Origin of the sequence: Catenulispora yoronensis, assembly GCF_039531695.1 — a bacterium.
Taxonomy (GTDB): domain Bacteria; phylum Actinomycetota; class Actinomycetes; order Streptomycetales; family Catenulisporaceae; genus Catenulispora; species Catenulispora yoronensis.
Genome location: NZ_BAAAQN010000008.1, coordinates 27533 through 46104 on the forward strand (window position 1 = coordinate 27533; position 18572 = coordinate 46104).

Annotated in this window: 14 protein-coding genes; 7 read left to right on the plus strand and 7 right to left on the minus strand. The window is 70.4% G+C overall.

From position 1 onward, the window contains the following. Window positions 1-2 precede the first annotated feature (2 nt). Window positions 3-1292: a M1 family metallopeptidase gene (locus ABD481_RS09170; RefSeq protein WP_344665129.1), complete on the minus strand. Its 1290-nt coding sequence runs from the start codon at window positions 1290-1292 to the stop codon at window positions 3-5. Continuing rightward, complete coding sequence (locus ABD481_RS09175; RefSeq protein ID WP_344665130.1) at window positions 1289-5182, minus strand: Pls/PosA family non-ribosomal peptide synthetase; 3894 nt, start codon at window positions 5180-5182, stop codon at window positions 1289-1291. The genes ABD481_RS09170 and ABD481_RS09175 overlap by 4 nt, the downstream gene beginning before the upstream one ends. A 466-nt stretch (window positions 5183-5648) precedes the next feature. Between ABD481_RS09175 and ABD481_RS09180 the strand changes: the two genes are divergently transcribed. Then, window positions 5649-7235, plus strand: a complete 1587-nt coding sequence (locus tag ABD481_RS09180) for an MFS transporter (RefSeq protein WP_344665131.1) — start codon at window positions 5649-5651, stop codon at window positions 7233-7235. Between the two features lie 134 nt (window positions 7236-7369). Continuing rightward, window positions 7370-7816, plus strand: coding sequence for a sugar:proton symporter (locus ABD481_RS09185; RefSeq protein WP_344665132.1), 447 nt, complete (start codon window positions 7370-7372; stop codon window positions 7814-7816). Window positions 7817-7931: 115 nt separating this feature from the next. On the opposite strand, the gene ABD481_RS09190 is transcribed toward ABD481_RS09185, so the two are convergent. From ABD481_RS09190 to ABD481_RS09200, 3 genes are all read right to left on the minus strand, one after another. Continuing rightward, window positions 7932-8231: an adhesin gene (locus ABD481_RS09190; RefSeq protein ID WP_344665133.1), complete on the minus strand. Its 300-nt coding sequence runs from the start codon at window positions 8229-8231 to the stop codon at window positions 7932-7934. Window positions 8232-8619: 388 nt separating this feature from the next. Then, window positions 8620-9336: a G1 family glutamic endopeptidase gene (locus ABD481_RS09195; RefSeq protein WP_344665134.1), complete on the minus strand. Its 717-nt coding sequence runs from the start codon at window positions 9334-9336 to the stop codon at window positions 8620-8622. Between the two features lie 225 nt (window positions 9337-9561). Further along, a complete protein-coding gene (locus ABD481_RS09200) occupies window positions 9562-10632 on the minus strand; it encodes a hypothetical protein (RefSeq protein WP_344665135.1) in 1071 nt (356 codons plus the stop codon). A 180-nt stretch (window positions 10633-10812) separates the two neighbouring features. Here ABD481_RS09200 and ABD481_RS09205 point away from each other — a divergent pair, with 180 nt between their 5' ends. The 3 genes from ABD481_RS09205 (at window position 10813) to ABD481_RS09215 (ending at window position 14736) form a co-directional block, all read left to right on the plus strand. Next, a complete protein-coding gene (locus ABD481_RS09205; RefSeq protein WP_344665136.1) occupies window positions 10813-11565 on the plus strand; it encodes a molybdopterin-dependent oxidoreductase in 753 nt (250 codons plus the stop codon). 1 nt (window position 11566) lies between these two features. Beyond that, window positions 11567-12226: a cytochrome b/b6 domain-containing protein gene (locus tag ABD481_RS09210; RefSeq protein ID WP_344665137.1), complete on the plus strand. Its 660-nt coding sequence runs from the start codon at window positions 11567-11569 to the stop codon at window positions 12224-12226. A 152-nt stretch (window positions 12227-12378) separates the two neighbouring features. Next, complete coding sequence (locus ABD481_RS09215) at window positions 12379-14736, plus strand: ATP-binding protein (RefSeq protein WP_344665138.1); 2358 nt, start codon at window positions 12379-12381, stop codon at window positions 14734-14736. 50 nt (window positions 14737-14786) lie between these two features. Here the strand turns inward: ABD481_RS09215 and ABD481_RS09220 are convergent, their stop codons facing one another. Then, window positions 14787-15476, minus strand: a complete 690-nt coding sequence (locus tag ABD481_RS09220; RefSeq protein WP_344665139.1) for a hypothetical protein — start codon at window positions 15474-15476, stop codon at window positions 14787-14789. 101 nt (window positions 15477-15577) lie between these two features. On the opposite strand from ABD481_RS09220, the gene ABD481_RS09225 reads away from it, so the two are divergent. After that, on the plus strand, window positions 15578-16162 hold the full coding sequence (locus tag ABD481_RS09225) for a helix-turn-helix domain-containing protein (RefSeq protein ID WP_344665286.1): 585 nt from the start codon (window positions 15578-15580) through the stop codon (window positions 16160-16162). Window positions 16163-16242: 80 nt separating this feature from the next. Here ABD481_RS09225 and ABD481_RS09230 read toward each other — a convergent pair whose 3' ends face one another. Further along, window positions 16243-17304, minus strand: a complete 1062-nt coding sequence (locus ABD481_RS09230) for a radical SAM protein (protein WP_344665140.1) — start codon at window positions 17302-17304, stop codon at window positions 16243-16245. A gap of 269 nt (window positions 17305-17573) precedes the next feature. Between ABD481_RS09230 and ABD481_RS09235 the strand changes: the two genes are divergently transcribed. After that, complete coding sequence (locus ABD481_RS09235; protein WP_344665141.1) at window positions 17574-18509, plus strand: helix-turn-helix domain-containing protein; 936 nt, start codon at window positions 17574-17576, stop codon at window positions 18507-18509. Window positions 18510-18572 lie beyond the last annotated feature (63 nt).

An 18572-nucleotide genomic window follows, 5' to 3' on the forward strand; every position in this document is an offset into this window, starting at 1 on the left:
TGCTACGGCAGCTGCGGAAGCCGCTCGTCCCACAGCCATTCCGCGAAGAACGTGCTCAGGTCCCGTCCGGTGACCGTCGCGACCGTCTTCAGGAAGCCGTCGGTCGTCACGGTCCCGTGGCGGTACTCCGCCGTCCACGTTCGCAGTGTGTTGAAGAACGCCTCGTCGCCGACGCTTCTGCGCAGCGCGTGGAGCGTCAGCGCCCCTCGCTTGTAGACCCGGTCGTCGAACAGGTTCGCCGGTCCCGGGTTGGCGAGGATGAGGTCCTCGGGCTGTTGCTTCAGCCGGTGGTGCCAGGTCCGGGCCTGCTCGTCGGTGTCGCGGTAGCCGGAAGCCTGCGACCAGAGCCATTCGGAGTAGCAGGCGAACCCCTCGTGGAGCCAGATGTCGCGCCAGGAGCCCAGCGTGAGGCTGTTGCCGAACCACTGGTGGGCCAGCTCGTGGGCGATGAGGCGCTGGTTGGCCCACTCCAGGTCCATGTGGTTGGCGCCGAACAGGGACATGCCCTGGGCCTCGATGGGGATTTCGAGCCGGTCGTCGGTGACCACGACGGTGTAGGCGTCGTCGAACGGGTAGGGGCCGAAAAGGTCGGTGAACAGCGTGATCATCGCGTCCTGGTGCGCCAGCGCTTCGCGGGCCGCGGTCATGCGGCGCGCCGGGGCCACCAGACGCTGCGGGACCGCCCCGGGTAACTCGTGGCGCTGGTAGGGCCCGATCTGCACCGTCGCCAGATAGGTGGCCATGGGCGCGTCCTGGACGTAGGACCACGTCGAGGTGCTGCCGCTGTGCGCCACCCCGGCCAGGCGGCCGTTGGTCACCACCTGGTACTGGGACGCCGTGGTGATGGTGAAGCGGTAGGCCGACTTCCGGTCCGGGCGGTCGTCGCAGGGGAACCACGACGGCGCGCCGGTGGGCTGGCTGGCCACCAGGACGCCGTCGTCCAGCTGCTCCCAGCCCAGGCCCCCGTACCGGCTGGAGGTGGGGCGGGGGCTGCCCCGGTAGACGATCTCGAGCACCAGCTGGTGCCCGGCCGGGACCAGCCCGGGCAGGCGGATGCGCAGCTTCTCCTTCTGGTGCTCGAAGCGCAGGCGGCGGCCGTCCTGGAGGATCACGCGGTCGACCCGCAGGTCGGCGAGGTCCAGGACCAGGCTGGTGAGGGCCTGCGTGGTCCAGACGGTGAGGACCGCCACGGCCGCGAGCCGGTTGGGGCCCACGCGGTAGTCGAGTGTGAGGTCGTAGGTCTCGACGAGGTAGCCCTCGTTGCCGCGGCGCGGGAAATAGGTGTCGGTCACGCCTGCTCCGGCCACGGCGCGATGGGGTTGCCCTGCCAGCGGGTGCGGGCCGGGACGCCCTCGCCGCGCATCACCAGCGAGGCGGGCCCGACCGTGGCCTGGGCCCCGATGGAGGCGGCGGGCAGGATCACGCCCTGCGGGCCGAGCGTGGCCCCGGGCTCCAGCGTCACCGTGTCCATGCTCATCACCCGGTCGTGGAACAAGTGCGTCTGCACCACGCATCCACGGTTCACCGTCGCCGCGTCCGCCAACACGATCAGATCCGCCTCCGGAAGCCAGTAGGTCTCGCACCAGACGCCGCGCCCGATCTTCGAGCCCATGGCGCGGTGCCAGGCATTAAGAGGCGCGGTACCCAGCCAGGGATCAGCGAACCACGGGGCGGCGATCAGTTCGACGAAGTTGTCCGCCAGCTCGTTGCGCCAGACGAACGAGCTCCACAGCGGCTGCTCGCTCACCCGGATCCGGCCCACCAGCAGCCACTTGGCGGCGACCGAGATCGCCGCGGCGGCCACCCCGGCGGCCAGGAAGACCACCCCGCCGAGCAGCACGGCCCACGGCGCGCCCCAGCGGTGCGTGACGTCGGCCAGCAGCGCCACCACGGCCACCGCCAGCCCGGCGGTGATCATCGCCGGGAGCAGGCGCAGCAGCTCGATGGCCGCGCGGGCCGCCATCAGCTTGCGCGGCGGGTTGTAGGTGAGCGCGTCGTCCACCTCCTGGCCGGGCCGGCGCAGCCGCTCCGGCGGCATCCCGAGGTAGGACTTGCCGCGCTTGGCCTTCTGCGGAGCCGCGGACAGCACGCCGACCAGGCTCTCCTTCGGCAGCTTGCGGCCCGGGGCCACCATGCCGGAGTTGCCGACGAACACGCGTTTGCCGATCCGGGACTGGCCGACGCGCAGCCAGCCGCCGGCCATCTCGTACGGGGCGATCATGGTGTCGTCGGCCAGGAACGCGCCGTCGTTGACCGTCGTCATCGCGGGCACGGCCAGCACCGTGGACATCTCCACTCCGCGACCCACCCGCATGCCGAGCAGACGGAGCCAGGTCGGCGTGAGGATGCTGGCGTACAGCGGATACAGCCAGATCCGGGCCATCCCCATCAGCTGCAACGTGCACCAGGTCTGCCACGCGCGGCGGCTGTGCAGGGGATGGTCGCCGGCCGTCATGCCCACGCTCAGCGCCCGGACGCACACCAGCGTCAGCAGCGCGTAGCAGAACACGAACAGCGGCGCGGCCGGAACCAGCGCCAGCAGCGCGTAGCCGAAGCCCTCCCACACGGTCGTCGTGCCGCCCAGGAACAACGCCACCACCGTCAGCGCCGGAACCGCGGCGATCAGCGGGAACACCGCCAGCCCGACGGCGGTCAGACCGTAGATCCACGTCCACAGCCGGGAACGGCGGGCCGGACCCGGGGCGCGCTCGGCCTTGCGGAGCCGCACCGCCGGAGAACCGGCCCACTCCTGGCCGACCGGGACGATCCCGGCGACCGCGGAACCCGGCGCGATCCGCGCCCGCTCCCCGATCCGGGCCCCGGGCAGCAGCGCGGAACGGGCCCCGACCGAGGCCCCGGCCCCGATCCGCAGCTCGCCGATCCGGACCCGGCCGCCGTCGATCCAGTAGCCGGTCAGGTCGACCTCGGGCTCCACCGAGGACCCCGCGCCCATCCGGAGCATGCCGGTGATCGGCGGCGGCGAGTGCAGGTCCACGTCAGGGCTCAGGCGCGCGCCGAGGGCGCGGGCGTAGAGCGCGTTCCAGGGGCCGGTCGCGGCGGTCAGCACGCCGATCCGGGCGGCCAGCTGCTCGGCGGCCCAGAGCCGGAGGTGGACCGAGCCGCCGCGCGGGTAGTCGCCGGGGCGCAGCCCCCGCAGGAGCAGCAGCGCGCCGCCGGCGGTGATCACGATGCGCCCGGGAGGAGTGACGAACAGGACGAAGCTCGCCAGCACCCACCACCAGGACACCGTCGGCACCCAGGGGACGTCGACCAGGTTCCCGACCACCGCCAGCAGCGTCAGCCAGCGGATCACGCCGAGCGTGGCCAGCGGGACCATCAGCAGCATCTGCGCGATCTGGGCGCCGCGCGGGACCGGCGGGACGTCCGGCACCGACTCGGCGACCTCGTCGGTCTCCTCCGGCGCCAGCGTCAGCAGCCGGGCCGCCAGCTCGCCCAGGGTGGGGTGGTCGTACACGTCGCGGACGGTCACGGTCGGGTAGCGCGAGCGCAGCACCGAGACGAACTTCGCCGCCACCAGGCTGCTGCCGCCGGAGTCGAAGAAGTCGGTGTCCGGATGGTTCGGGCGCTCGCCGAGCAGCGTGGCCCAGCGTTCGGCCAGCCAGTCCTCGGCGACGGTCAGCTCGGCGGCCTCGGCCGGCTCCTCCACCCCGGGCAGCGGCCACGGCAGGGCGTTGCGGTCGACCTTGCCGGAGGTGCGCAGCGGCAGGGTGTCCACCACGGCCAGGCGCGGGACCAGGGCGGCCGGGAGCTGCTCGGCCAGCAGGGCGCGGGCGGCGTGCGGGTCGAAGTCGGCGGCGCTCGGCAGCAGGTAGCCGACCAGGACCTCGGCGCCGCCGGGGGTCTTCTTCACGGCGGCGGCCGCGCCCTGCACCCCGGGCAGCGCCTGGAGCGCGGCGTCGACCTCGCCGAGTTCGATGCGGCGGCCGCCGAGTTTGACCTGCTCGTCGGCACGGCCCAGGAAGACCAGGCCCTCGGGATCGGCGCGGACCAGGTCGCCGCTGCGGTAGGCGCGGTCCCACTCCATCGACTTCAGCGGCGCGTACTTCTCGGCGTCCTTCTCCGGGTCCAGATAGCGGGCCAGGCCGACGCCGCCGATCACCAGCTGCCCGGAGGCGCCCATCGCGACCGGCTCCTCGGACTCGTCGACCACCACCAGCTCCCAGCCGTCCAGCGGCAGCCCGATGCGCACCGGGCCCTGGCCGGTCAGCGGGGCGGCGCTGGCCACGACGGTGGCCTCGGTCGGGCCGTAGGTGTTCCACACCTCGCGGCCCGGCACGGCCAGGCGCTCGGCCAGCTCCGGGGGGCAGGCCTCGCCGCCGAAGATCAGCAGGCGGACGTCGGCCAGCGCCTCGGCCGGCCACAGCGAGGCCAGGGTGGGGACCGTGGAGACCACGGTGATGCCGTTCTCGACCAGCCACGGGCCCAGGTCCACGCCGCTGCGGACCAGCGCGCGCGGGGCCGGGACCAGGCAGGCGCCGTTGCGCCAGGCCAGCCACATCTCCTCGCAGGAGGCGTCGAAGGCCACGGACAGGCCGGCCAGCACGCGGTCGGCGGTGCCGATCGGCGCGGGCCGCAGGAACAGGCCGGCCTCGGCGTCGACGAAGGCGGCGGCGTTGCGATGGGTGACGGCCACGCCCTTGGGCTTGCCGGTGGAGCCGGAGGTGAAGATGATCCAGGCGTCGTCGGCCGTGGTCGGGAGCCGTGTCGGGGGAGTCGTGGCCGGAGCTTCGGCGCCGCTCGGCGCGGACTCCGCCTGCGGCGTGATCCTCAGCCCCTCGCCGACCACCACCCGCACCGCGGCCTCGCCGAACACCAGGCGGGCGCGCTCGTCCGGGTCGTCGGCGTCGACCGGGACATAGGCCGCGCCGGCGGTCAGCGCGCCGAGGATGGCGATGTAGAGGTCGACGGTGCCGGACGGGACGCGGACGCCGACCCGGTCCCCGGCGCCGACCCCTTCCTTTGCCAGCCGGGCCGCGAAGGCGCCGGCCTCAGCCAGCAGCGCGGTGTAGTCCAGGGCGCGCCGGCCGTCGTCCAGGGCGGTGGCGTCGGGATGGGTCCCGGCGGTGGCGTGGAGGATGTCGATGAGCGTGCGCGGGGCGGGTGCCGACGCCGATGCGTCGTACACCGCGGGGGCGCCCGGTCCGGACACCGGCTCGTCCATGGTGGCTTCCTCGGCGGCTTCTCGCGACGGCGGGCGGCTGGCGCGGTAACGCACCGGCCAAGAGCCCAGGATATCAATCGCGATCATTGTCGCAGGACGGGAGCGTCGGACCCCGTTACGTCACCAAGCGTTCGCCGAGTCTTGGCCCGGCGCTCGGCGAGGATGCTCAAAGCTCTGGTGAAGGGTCGGGAGGGGTCCGCCCGCGGGCGCTGACACGGGTTCCCACCCGGTCGCGGGCCGGAACCATAGCGCTACCGCCAGGTATCCAGCATGATGGCGTGTCGGCCACCCGCTCGACGGGGACTTCGGGACGGGTGGCCGCGCTCGCGGGCGTCGCACCGCGGGCCCGGGGGCGCCGGCCGGTTCCACCGAATGCGGGGTTTGCGGCTCGGCGTCAGGGCTATGACGGGCGTGCGCGGCTTTTTGTGACAGGGATATTCCGGGGTTCACAGGGGAGTTGGGAACAGTGTCCGAAGCAGCGCCGGTCAACGGCCGGTCGAAGAGTCTGGTGCTGGCGGCGATGATCTTCGCCGTCGCGATGACCTTCATCGACCAGACCATCGTGTCCATCGCGGTTCCGCAGATCCAGGCCAACCTGGGGCTGTCGGCGACCGGCGTGCAGTGGGCGGTCAACGCCTATCTGCTGGCGCTGGCCTCGCTGTTCGCCTTCGGCGGCCGGCTCGCCGACACCCTCGGCCACCGGCGCATGGTGACCTGGGGCGTCATCATCTTCGCCGGCGCCTCCGCACTGTGCGGGGCCACGCCGAAGGGCAGCCTGGCCGAGGCCTGGCTGATCGCCTTCCGGGCGCTCCAGGGCCTGGGCGGCGCCATCATGTTCCCGGCGGCGCTGGCCATCGTGGTCCAGACCTACGACGTGCGGGAGCGCGGCAAGGCGCTGGCCACGTTCTTCGGCATCGCCGGCGCCCTGACCGCGGTCGGCCCGATCATGGGCGGCTTCCTCACCCAGTGGACCTGGCGTGCCATCTTCTGGGTGAACCTGCCGATCGCGGCCGTGGCCATCCTGCTGATCGCGCTGTCCAAGCCGGAGACCGACTACCGCCCGGCCCGGATGGACTACCGCGGCCTGGCCCTGATCACCGCCGGCATCGTGCTCGGCGTGTTCGGGTTCCAGCAGGCGCCGCTGTGGGGCTGGTCGAATCCGGCGATCGGGATCTGCATCGTGGCCGGCCTGGCGCTGCTCGTCGTGTTCTACCGGGTCGAGACCAGGACCGAGTCGCCGCTGATCGACATGGCGATCTTCAAGAACCGCACCTTCTTCACCCAGAACCTGGTGCTCGGGATCGCGATGCTGACCTTCGTGCCCTTGTTCGTCTTCTCCAGCGAGTACGCGCAGATCTCGCTCGGCAAGGAGGCCAAGGACGCCGGCATCTTCCTGCTGTTCTTCTTCATCGGCTTCGCCGTCGCCACCCAGATCGGCGGCCGGCTGCTGGACAAGGTCGGCGCCAAGCTGCCGGTCACCCTCGGCTGCGCGCTGTCGGCGGTCGGGTTCGCGCTGTGGGCGTCCAAGGTCACCACGCTCGACTTCGGCCAGCAGCAGTGGTTCATCGTCGTGGCCGGCGCCGGCATGGGCCTGATGCTCTCCCCGGCCAGCACCGACGCGGTGAACCAGGCCGGACGGTTCTCCTATGGCGAGGCCACCGGCATCACCCAGACCATCCGCAACTACTCGGCCAGCCTCGGCCTGGCGGTCCTCGGCACCACGCTGGTGCAGCGGATGCAGACCAACGTCGCCAACCAGATGGTCTCCGAGCTGCACGTCCCGCGCGACGCGGCGGACAAGGCCGCGGCGAGCCTGGCGCAGATGCAGAGCGACAACTCCGGCGGCAGCACCACCGACCTGTCGAAGATCCCGCACTTCTACCGGCTGGCCTGGGCGCAGTCGACCGAGACCGTCTTCTACATCATGGCCGGCATCATGGCCGCCGCCGCCGTCGTGGCGCTGATCGGCCTCAAGTCCGGCCTCCACCACCAGGCCGCGGTCGCCGAGGCCGCCGACGCCGACGCCGCCCCGGGCTCCGAAGCAACAGCCTGACATGCGGATCCGTCGCGGGCGGCGGGTTTCGAACCGCCCGCGACGGCAACCAGGCACCTACGGCGCGCCGGCGCCGTCGTCGTGCGGGCGCAGGGTCCGCTGTCGGCACCGGGCGTCGCAAGGTGGTGAGACCCATGACGACGCACACCCCCATTCACGCCCGCCGGGTACGGCCGATCAGCGTGGCATCCCGGATGATGTTCACCGCGCTCGGCGCCACCGGCCTGATCGCCTCGGCGTTCCTGAAATGGACGCGGGACCTGACCGGCCTCGACACGTCCTGGCGCGCGGTGTATCAGAGCACGTTCGGCGGCGCCCAGGACGCGGTGCACAGCGTCGGCGGCCCGGCGATCGTCCTGGGCCTGCTGGCGGTCCTCGGCCTGGCCGAACGCTCCGGCTGGCTGACCCGCCTGGCCGGCGCCCTCGGCGTGATCGGCGTGGTGCTGGTGGTCATCGAGATCGAACGCGCGTCCGACCACAGCATGCAGTGGGGCCTGTTCTCCGCCCTGGCCGGCTCGGTGCTGTGCATCGGGGCCGGAATGACGTCGATGCGCGGAACCACGGTCGCCGTCGAGGACTGAGCGCGGGACCAAGTCGACTGAGTGCAGGACCAAGTCGACTGAGCGCAGGACCAAGTCCGAACGGCTCGGCCCCGCGATCGCGGGGCCGAGCCGTTCGTCGAGCACGCACCGCCGCTCAGGGCTGCGGCGCGATCAGGAACTTCACTCCGCCGTCGGCTCCGACGGTGGCGTCCAACTGCTGGTCCCCGAGCGCCTGCGCGGCCTCGTTCTCCAGGAAGACCCTGGCGGTCCCCGACTCGACGACCTCGTCGCCGCCGTGCGGGGCTTGGGACAGGGACAAGGACAGCTCGCCCCGGCCGTGGTCCTGCGACGCGCCGTGCGCGACGATCCGCAGGCCGGCACTGTCGTCGGGCAGATCCGATTGCTTGGTCAAAGTGGCGATGGCCGCGACGGCCCGGTCGGTGAGAGTCAGCACGACGTCCTCCCGGTGCTGATCGTGGATAAGTGATCGTGGGCTGTTACCCGGCCCTCCGATCCCAAACCCGGCGCGCGCCGGCCCGGCCCACGGATGGGTGAACGGCGTGGGTCGAATGGGGGACATCGACGCGGGCGGGCCCCGCGGCGCCGATCAGTCCCGGCGGCGGACGTACAGCAGGCCGACGACGACGGCGAGGATGAGGACGACGGGACCGATCACCATGAACCACCCCTTGGGGGTCTTCAGCCGGGCCGAACACCGATGGGGTCAGCTTAGTGACCGGGTTCGGGGATGCGCCGCGCGAATCCCCGAACCCGGTCACCAAGCGCCTGCCACTGCCGCGCGGGACGGAGGTGTTCCGCCCCGCGCGGCAGTGTCCGAACCCTTACTCGTGCAGGTACGTCTCCGTGAAGCTGGTGCCGCCGGAGAGCGCACCGGTCCGGGCCTCGTAGATGCCGTTGGAGCTGGGGTCCAACGCGGTGGGCCCGTACGATCCGAGCGACGAGCCGTTCACCGTCGCGGCGCTGAAGGACAGCGTGCCGAAGTTCGGGTAGGCGCCGGTCGGGGACTCGATGATGACCTCGGCGCTGGTGCGGGACGCGGAGGTGGTCTGCGTGGTGGTGAAGGTCCAGCCGCGGGTCTGGTTGGTCAGCGTCAGGGTGTACTTGCGGCTGCCCGCGTAGGTGACCGAGGCGTGGATGACGTTGCCCGCCGAGACCGGGTACGAGCTGGTGCTCAGGTACACCGGCGCCTTCGGGTACATCTCGTACCAGGCCTGGTGCACCGCGTGGCCGCTGGAGCAGTCGGTGGCCACGCCGGTCTGCTCGACGCTGGAGCTGCCGTAGCCGTCGACGCCGACCCACGGCGCGTACAGGTCGTTGGTGGAGTTGCAGGTGGCGTTCGCCTCGGTCCAGGTCGCGGAGACCGAGGAGAAGCCGCTGCCGGTGGCGGCGTAGCCGCCCCAGTTGTAGCCGTTGATGTTGTAGGCCAGCGGACGGAACGAGAGTGCCTGCGACGCGGCCGCGGTGGCGGGGGCGACGGAGGCGGCCACCGCGGTGGCCGAGGCGGCGAGGGAAGCGGCGCGTATCAGGAAGCTGCGCATGCTTGGCTCCTTGTGGGGACGCCTTACGTGGATGGGGTGCCGTCAACGTAGCGAGCCATATCAGCATGCTCAATAGGGCGCAGAGGCCAGGAACACGACACAAAACCGCAACATGGCGGTTGCTGTGGTCGTGAGCTGCGCCGGATGGCGTCGTAGGCCTGATCCCGCAGGGGGAACGGCCGGTAATGTCAAGGGCGGGGCAAGGGTCTGCCCTGCTTTAGCGCGTTAGCGGGCGGTCGGCAGCCCCGTGCCCGACGACAGCATGAGGCAGATGGTGGTCGGCGAGGCCTGCGGAGACGGCATCGCGCTGGCCGGGACCGGGATGCACACGGTCTGCTTCGGATCGGACTCCGCACCGTGGATCGACGCCACGGTGATTCCGGGCAGAGTGATCTCTCCGGGACTTGCCGGGTCGGATCCGTTCAGCTGACTGCCGGAGATGGTGAACTGCCGGCCCGGCACCGCGAACGAAGCCGGGTCGTCCTCGCCGATCACCTCGTCGGCCGGGGGAGCGGCGATCGTGACCGGATGTCCCCACTGGCTGAAGTGCACCTCGAACCGGCCCTTTTGCGGCTTGCTCTTGTCCGTGTCCTGGTTCTGGTCCCCGGTGTCCGCCGGCCGGCCCGCGATCTCGACCGGCAGCCCGGCTTCGTCGAGCCAGACGTCGACGTGTCCGGGGGTGTCGCCTGCGACGTCCATGCCGAAGCGGGTCGTGGCGACGCCGTCCACGGTCTCGGAACCGGCCTGCGCGAACGTGCCCTTGGCCAGCAGCTCCTTGACGAGCGCCGCCGGGTCGGTCCTCAGCAGCGCCAGCTCGGGCGAGTCCTTCGCCACGGTCTTGTCCGCGTTCAGGCCGAACCACGCCGCCTTCGGCTTGTCCTTGGACGTGACGTTGTCGCTCGGCTTGATCGGGAAGTAGATGGTCGTGCCGTCGTAGATGACATGGGTGGGCAGCAGGCCGGCGGCATTGGCGATGTCGGCGTTCGCGCCGGCGCTCGTACTGCCGGCTGCCTTCAGCGTCAGGTCGGCTTGCAGGGCCGGGGCGAAGACGATCGAGCCGTCGATGGTCGCGTCGAACCCGCCGGCGATGGTGGCGTGCACATGGACGCTCCTCGCCGAGACCACCTTCGCGGCGGCGAACTGGATCGCCCCGCCGGCGGACTTGTCGTCCCGCGTCGCCAGCCCGCTCCGGCTGGCACATCCGGCGACGATCGCGACGGCGACCGCCACGCCCGCGACCGCCGCCGCGCTCCGGACCGCGTACTGCTTGCCCCGCTGTGCCCCGTGCCCGCGCATGGCTTCCCCGCCTTGTCGATTCGCACAAGCCTGACGACGTCGTCGGCCGACGTGCGTCGAGGCTAGCGCCTCCCGGCCCGCCGGCACGAGGGGAGGGTCGCGCATGGCTTCGCGTCACATGACTGATGTGGGGCCGCGTTCCACTCGCGACAGTGGTGATCGCTGAGGAAGGAGCGCACCATGACAGCGGAGTCGCAGGCCCCCGAACCGGAACCGGAGAGCGCGCAGGACGTGCCCGACGGTGCCCCGATCGCCCGCAGGACACTCTTGGGCATGCTCGGAGCCGGTGCGGTGGGACTGGCCGCGGCGCCGTATCTCCAGGCGGCCTGGGAGAAGGTGCTCGCCAAGGCGTCGCAGGCGGACCCGACCGGGCTGACGGGCCTGCTGCCGAACCCTGGCGGGTTCCGCTACTACAGCATCGTCGGATCCGTTCCCCGCAAAGGCGAGACCGACTACGAGCTGAGGATCGACGGCCTGGTCGACAAGGCGCGGACCTACACGCTCGCCGACCTCCGCGCACTGCCGCAGCACCGGATCGTGCACGACGTGCAGTGCACCGACGGCTGGCGGGTCGAGAACACGCCGTTCGAGGGCGTGCGGCTGTCGGACCTGCTGGACGACGCCGGAGTCGCCGCGGGCGCCGAAGCCCTGCGATTCACCTGCTTCGACGGCGCCTACACCGAGAACCTCACCCTCGACCAGGCCCGCCGCTCCGACATGCTCGTGGCCCTGCGCATGCAGGACGCGCCGATCACCCACGAGCACGGCGGCCCGGTCCGCCTCTACGCGGCGCCGATGTACTTCTACAAATCGGCCAAATGGCTCTCCGGCATCACGGTGACCGACCGGGTCGTGCCCGGCTTCTGGGAGGAGCGCGGATACGACCTCGACGGCTGGCTCGACGGCGCCGAGCGACAGAAGCCGGCAGCTTGATATGGCTGCCGAACCCACCACCTGGCGCCCCCGCGGCTGGCCCGAACGCCGCAGTGTCCGCCGCTTCACCCGCGCCGAGCGGATGGTCCACCGCGCGACCGGGCTCCTCATGCTGGTCTGCGCCCTGACCGCGGCCTGCCTCTACATCGGTCCGCTGGCGCAGCTGGTCGGCCGGCGCCACATCATGGTCTTCCTCCACGAATGGTCCGGCATCCTCCTGCCCGCGCCGACGCTGCTGGGCCTGGTCTCGCCGGCCTTCCGCGCCGATCTGCGGCGTCTGAACCGTTTCGCGCCCTACGACCGCCGCTGGCTGCGAGCGGTTCGCCACCGCCGTACCGAGCCCGCGGACCGTCCCGCCGGCAAGTTCAACGCGGGGCAGAAGCTCTACGCGGGCTGGATCGCGGGCGCCGTCCTGGTGATGACGGCCACCGGTCTGCTGATGTGGTTCATGGGCCTGTTGCCGGTCCTGAACCGGACCAGCGCGATCTTCGTCCACGATCTGCTCGCCTACGCCATCGCCGTCGTCCTGCTCGGGCACATGCGCAAGGCTTTCCAGGATCCCGAGGCGCGGCGCGGTATGAGGACCGGCTACGTCGACCGGGTGTGGGCGCGGCGGGAGCACCGCATGTGGGCGCCGGAGGAGGACGCCCCGCGCCGCTGAATCCCCATCCGGGTCCGCCCGCTTGGCGGACATGCGACACTCGGCACAGTCCCAGGCCATAGCATCACTCTCAGCTACCTGATCTTTCCGGAAATCAGGTTCCTTCGATTAGAATGTTCGATTGAGAGCTGAAGATGTCGGGGAGGCGGACTGTGTCTGAAGCTCCGGATCCGTCGAGAGTCACGGACCTGGCCGAGCTCATAGCCCTGCTGGGCGAGCTGCGGACCTGGGCCGGCAGTCCCTCCTACCGCTTGCTGGCCAAGCAGGTCGGACGCCTGATGCGTCCCGCGCAGGACGTGTCCGTGTCCACCGTCGTCGACGTCTTCAAGACCAGCCGCCGGCGCCTCAACGCCGACCTGCTGGTCGCCGTCGTCCGCGCCCTGGAGCTGGACGAGGAGGACGTCGAGCGCTGGCGCGAGGCCTACCTGCGCACGCAGCGGGCCACCCGGGCCGACGCCCCCACCGGGGTCCTGCGCCAGCTCCCGGCCGATCTGGCCACCTTCACCGGCCGCGAGTACGAACTCGCGGCCCTGCTCGCGTCCGTCGACGCCGTCCCGAGCAGCTCGCAGACCGTGATCGTGTCGGCCATCGAGGGCATGGCCGGGGTCGGCAAGACCCAGCTGGCCGTGCACGCCGCGCACGAGCTCATGCGCTCGGGCCGCTATTGCGACGTGCAGCTCTACGTCAACCTCCGCGGCTTCGACCCGGAACGGGAGCCGGCCGAGCCGGCCGAGGTGCTCGGCACGTTCCTGCGGCAGCTGGCGGTCCCGGCGCGGGAGATCCCGGACTCCCGCGAGGAGCGCTCCGCGATGTTCCGGGACCGGCTCCACGGCCGCCAGACGCTGGTCCTGCTGGACAACGCGGCGAACGAGGAGCAGGTCAGGGACCTGATTCCGGCCGACCGCGGCAGCCTGGTGCTGATCACCAGCCGGCGCCGCCTGGCCGGCCTGGACGGCGCCTCGCTGGTGGTCCTCGACGTCTTCAGCGACTCCGAGGCGGCGCGGCTGTTCGCGACGATCGCCGGCCCGGATCGGGTCCGCGCCGAACCCGAGGCCACCGCGCAGATCCTTGAGGTCTGCGGCGGCCTGCCGCTGGCCGTCGCGATCACCGCCGCGCGCCTCCGCTCCCGCCCCGCCTGGCGCCTGGCCGACCTGGCCCGCGAACTCCGCTCCGGCCAGAGCGACGCCTTCGGCCGCGGCACCCGCTCGCCGTGGCCGGTCTTCGACGTCTCCTACGCCGGCCTGCACACCGACGCGCAGCGCGCCTTCCGCCTGCTGGCCGGGCATCCGGGCCGCGACATGTCGGCCGAGTCGATCGCGGCGCTGACCGGGCTCGACATCGGGCAGGCCTGGTCCATCATGGAGCAGCTCACCGACGAGTACCTGGTGCAGCAGAAAAGCCCGGGCCGCTACGAGCTGCACGATCTGCTCCGCGCCTTCGCCCGCCGCAAGCTGACCGACGACGAGCCCGCCGCCGAACAGCGGGTCGCGCTGCACCGGCTGCTGTCCTGGTACCTGGTGGCGGCCGACGCCGCGGCCCGGGCGCTGAATCCGGCCGGCAAGTGGCACGACCTGCCGGACGAGGCGCGGACCGGGCGCCCGCCGGTGTTCGACACGGCCGCGGACGCGACCGCGTGGATGGGCACCGAGCTGACGAACCTGATCGCCGCGGTCGAGAGCGCGCACACCAGCGGTTTCCACGCCCTGGCCACGCCGATCGCCGAGGCCATGACGCAATACCTGCGCCTGGAGGCGCGCAAGGCGGACATCGTCCGCACCCAGGTGCTGGCCGTCGCCAGCGCCCAGGCGGTCGGCGCGCCCTCGCGGGAGTCCGCGGCGCTGACCGCGCTGGGGCTGGCCGAGACCGACATCGGCCGCTTCGACGACGCCGAGGCGCACCTGACGGCCGCCGTGGAGATCTGCCGCCGGGACGGGGACCAGGCGGGACAGGCCAACGCCATGGCCTGTCTGGCCGTCACGCTGGCCGCCACCGCCCGGCCGGAGGCCGGGGTCGCGGTGGCCGAGGAGGCGCTGGCGATCAGCCGGGTCCTGGGCGACGTGAACCTCGAAACGCGGATCCTGAACAACCTCGCGATCTGCCTGCACTGCCTGGGACGGCCCAAAGAGGCGCTGGAGTGCATGCTCGAAGGGCTGCCGACGTTCCGGGCGATGGGGAACAGCCACTTCTATCTCAGCGTGGCGGTCCGCAATCTCGGCTTCACGTACCTGGTGCTGGACAGCTTCGCCGAGGCGGAGGCCGCCTTCATGGAGGCTGCCGCGCTGTTCAGCGACATCGGCGACTCCTACCGGCATGTCGAGTGTCTGCACGGGCTGGCCCGTTCGCAGTTCGGGCAGGGGAACGTCGAGCAGGCGCGGACGACGGTCGATCGGGCGGACGCGCTGCTCGACGGGTTCGACGAAGCGTGGGCCGCGCGCTACCGGCGGGAGTTGGAGCGGTCGCCGTTGCGGTACAGCGAGACGCTGGACGTCGATCCGACGGCGTTGGGGTAGGGCGGCTGTCACAAGCCAGCTGTCACAAACTGACTGTCACAGACTGACCATCACAAACCCTGCGGGAACGTGTAGGCCTGGAACGGGACCACGTCGCCGATGTCGAGCTGGATGACGTCATGGGCGTTCAGCGGGATGCTCCGCGGGTCCGCGGTCACCGCCTTGCCGTTGACGAACACGGTCAGCGGACCCTGGGCCGGGCCGACTTGCGCGGCGGACAGCGGCTGGCCCCACATGTCGAAGAACTCGCCGAGGGTGAATGACACGTTCGCCGGGGCCTCCATGTGGATGATGCCGGAGGAGTCGTGGGTGTGGAGCCAGTAGATGCCCTTGCCGCCGTCGACGAACGGGTTCCCCGCCGCGTCGGCCGACATCTGGTACGGCCGGATGATGCCGATGCCGTAGGGGAGGGTTTTGGATTTGCCGTCGACGTAGATGCTCAAGTGCGCGTGGATGTGGAAGGCCAGCTGCTCCATCGAGCCGCTTTCGATGCCGTCCACCGGGGCGCCGGTGAGCGGGCCGGCGGGGGCCAGGGGCGCCGTCGAGTCCGGTGCGCCGGCCGCCGTCGCCGTCTTGGACGTCGCCGCGGCGGGCTTGTCCGACGGAAGAAACGCGACGGCCAAAGCGACGGCGCCGGCTATGAGGACGCTGATACTCGCGATCATCCACGTTCGTCGGCGGCGGTCCCGGTGGCGTTGCACGGCCTTGAGGCGCTCGATCTTCTGACGGCTGGTCTCCATGGTTCCAGGACAGGGCATGGATTTTTGACCAGCAACCAGAACCGCCTCGCTGCACAATTCGTGTTCAATTCAGGGGAGCGGACGCATGAGGAGGCTTGGCGATGGGCCGGTTGGAGAAGCGACTTGATCCGGGGGCGGGGCCGCTGGCGCAGCTGGCGGTGGACCTTCGGGAGCTGAGGCGGCGGGCCGGAGGGCCGACGTATCGCGAGATGAGCCGGGTCGCTGGGTACTCGCCGTCCGCGTTGTCGGCGGCGGCCAGCGGTGCGGCGCTGCCTTCGGCGGGAGTGCTGTCGTCGTATGTGAAGGCTTGCGGCGGGGACGTGGAGGAGTGGCTCGCGCGACGGACCGAGGTCGCGTTGGAGGAGGCGGGCCATGCAGCGATCGCGGCTCCGGTTCAGGCGATGGAGTCTTCATTGGTACTGACACCGGCACTGGCACCAGCACTGGCACTGACACTGACACCGGCACTGGAACGTGAGCCCGCACCTGACGTGAAGGCGAAGCCGGCGCCGGCGGTCACGCGCCGTCAGCGCTTTGCCCGTCGTGGGGCCGGACTGCTGGCGGCGGCGATCGTGGGGTCGTTGGCGACGGTGGTGCCGATGGCCGTGTGGGGTGCGCCGTCATGCCTGAGTTCGGGGCATGGGAGCTCGGCGCCTGCCGGGTGTCATCCGGCGACTGCGCGCTGAGAGTTGGTACCGGCTGAACCGGGCGGAAACACAGAGCCCCTGGTCGGAATCCTTGCCAGGGGCAGAGCCACAGGGTGCGGCTAGAGCTGGTGGTCAGCGTTTTGGGCGGCCCGCCGGGCCTTCGCCCGTCGGTCGAGGAGGAACTTGTCCAGCTTTCCTTCGTTGCCTTCGAAGGGCGAGACGAGCAGCTGTGCCTTGGTGTTGGTCAGCGGGTCGACGTAGATCGCGCGCGGTTTGGCCAGGCCCGAGGTCCTGGTGCTCCACAGCTCCCTGAAGAGATCGCGGATCTCGTCGTCCGAGACGTTGAACGGCGAGTCGACCTCGGTGCCGCCGTCCAACAGGTAGAGGTAGTCCGTACGGATACCGCGCCGGACGCCTTGGTAGATCATCTCCCGCATCAGGGCGGGGGTGTGGTTGACGCCCTTCAGGAGCACCGCCTGGTTGACGATCGGCACACCGGTGCGGTTGATGGCCGTGATGGCGTCGTCGACTCTGGGGTGGAACTCGCCCGCGGAGTTGATCTGGCTGTAGAGCCACATCTTTCCGGCGGCGTTCTCCAGCGCTGCCAGAACCTCTGAGGCGCTGGTCACCGACGAGGGTTTGACCGTCAGCACCCGGGTGTCCAGGCGGACCTCGTGCACCGTCGGTATCGAGTCCAGAGCCGTGATGAGCTTGCTCAGGGCGGGCTGCGGCAGCGTGAACGGATCGCCGCCGGTGACCACGACGGTCGCGATGTTCTCGTGGGACTTGATCCAGTCGAGGCCGGCCTCGACTGCGGCGGCGTCGTAGGTCTGCTCCGAGGTGATGATGTCGCCCCGGAAGCAATACGTGCATTTGACATGGCACGTGCGGGTCACTGTGAGCGTCACCGAGTTCGGGTAGCTGTGGTTGATCGCTGGACACCCGGCGATGATGTTCGCCCGTTCGTTGGTCGGATCGACCTCGGAATACAAACCGGGGGCGAGAAATTGACGAATTGCTTCGCGCGTCAGGGAATCGCGGCCGTCGAGGGTGTCCCGCATCCGGTCCTGAAGGAACCGGGACACGAACAGGCCCCCGACTTCCTTGTCGATGGTCTCCACTTCGGATCGGTCCAGGCCCATGAACGAGCTCACCAGATCAAGGAGGGCTTCGTTGCCCATCGGTTCTCCATGTCCTGTCGCGGCGCTGACGAGCCGCCGCCTCTTGCTCTGTTATCCAGAATCATGAACGTTCTCTTCTCGATCGGATCCGCGCCAGATTCTGCGATCGTTCTTCGCGTCCCGCGTCGTGAAGTTACCGTTGGTCGAGAAGGTTATGCCCGCCCTCTCGGAGCAGCAACCGGTGCGTATATCAGGACTAGGACAGGCTTTAGTGCCAGTCATCGGCGATGGGCGGGACACCCGGAACGACGCGACGGAAAGGAGTCGACGTGGCCCAGGCCGAACGCGAAATCAAGTTTGACGAGATTCTGAAGTCCCTGCTGGACCGTCACCGGGCAACCGTGACTCAGAAAAAACTCGCCACGGCTCTCGGCGTCAGCGGCACCACCGTGTCGCACTACGTCACGGGCCGGATCCGGCCCAGCTTCCAAGCCTTGATCGCGATCGCTGCGTTCTTCAACGTCACCCTGGACTATCTGGTGTTCGGCGAGCGTGTGGTGCAGGCTTCCGCCGCGGACGCCGACAACCTCCGGGTGGAGGTCATGCGCGCCATGGCCGAGACCAACGCGTATCACGGACGCCAACGCGACCTGGTCGTGCGGGTGAACCGGCGGCTCTACGACGAAGTGGAGCGGGTCGCCCGAGCACTGCTTGAGGATCCCGAGAACGCCAGCCCGTCCGGATTCTTCACGGACGCCGAAGCGATGGCCATCGAGGCATGTGCGCGTCGGACCCGCGTGATGACGCGCGGCGTGCCTGCCTCTTTGGCCGTCGAAACCGACGGGATGGTTGGTCGCGGCCCCTTCTTCGACATCCTGCTCGGTAGCGTTCTGAACGGCCGCAACTACCAGTACCTCTTCTACGGTGCGCGGCCGAATTTCGAGCCCTACGTGAAGGCATACCGGGACTTGTTCGACGACGCCGATCTGCCGCCGGATCTGTTCGACGAGCACGTCGATTTCCGCATTATCGACACCGAGTTGCCGGCCGGCCTGGTCCTCTACGACCTCGATCTGCAACAGTTCGAACGGCGGGAACCGGTGCTGTGGGAACGGTTCCGCCACGACGGCATCGTGGACGGCATATTCGCCTACGTGTCCATCCGTCACGAGGAGTCCAACGGCGGCATCGTTCTCCGCAACGAATATCTCGCCTCGGCGCTCCGGATGTTCGACCGCGACTGGACACAGGCGAAGCAGCTGTGAGCCGGTGAAGCTCGAACCCGCCTGCTCCACCCCTCCCGGCATGTCGGCTCAGCCCTCTACTGT

Bases quoted from the DNA above. Each gene is read 5' to 3' on its own strand.
- ABD481_RS09175 (WP_344665130.1), bottom strand. From the start codon at position 5,182: ATGGACGAGCCGGTGTCCGGACCGGGCGCCCCCGCGGTGTACGACGCA.
- ABD481_RS09185 (WP_344665132.1), top strand. From the start codon at position 7,370: ATGACGACGCACACCCCCATTCACGCCCGCCGGGTACGGCCGATCAGC.
- ABD481_RS09195 (WP_344665134.1), bottom strand. From the start codon at position 9,336: ATGCGCAGCTTCCTGATACGCGCCGCTTCCCTCGCCGCCTCGGCCACC.
- ABD481_RS09200 (WP_344665135.1), bottom strand. From the start codon at position 10,632: ATGCGCGGGCACGGGGCACAGCGGGGCAAGCAGTACGCGGTCCGGAGC.
- ABD481_RS09205 (WP_344665136.1), top strand. From the start codon at position 10,813: ATGACAGCGGAGTCGCAGGCCCCCGAACCGGAACCGGAGAGCGCGCAG.
- ABD481_RS09210 (WP_344665137.1), top strand. From the start codon at position 11,567: ATGGCTGCCGAACCCACCACCTGGCGCCCCCGCGGCTGGCCCGAACGC.
- ABD481_RS09220 (WP_344665139.1), bottom strand. From the start codon at position 15,476: ATGGAGACCAGCCGTCAGAAGATCGAGCGCCTCAAGGCCGTGCAACGC.
- ABD481_RS09225 (WP_344665286.1), top strand. From the start codon at position 15,578: ATGGGCCGGTTGGAGAAGCGACTTGATCCGGGGGCGGGGCCGCTGGCG.
- ABD481_RS09230 (WP_344665140.1), bottom strand. From the start codon at position 17,304: ATGGGCAACGAAGCCCTCCTTGATCTGGTGAGCTCGTTCATGGGCCTG.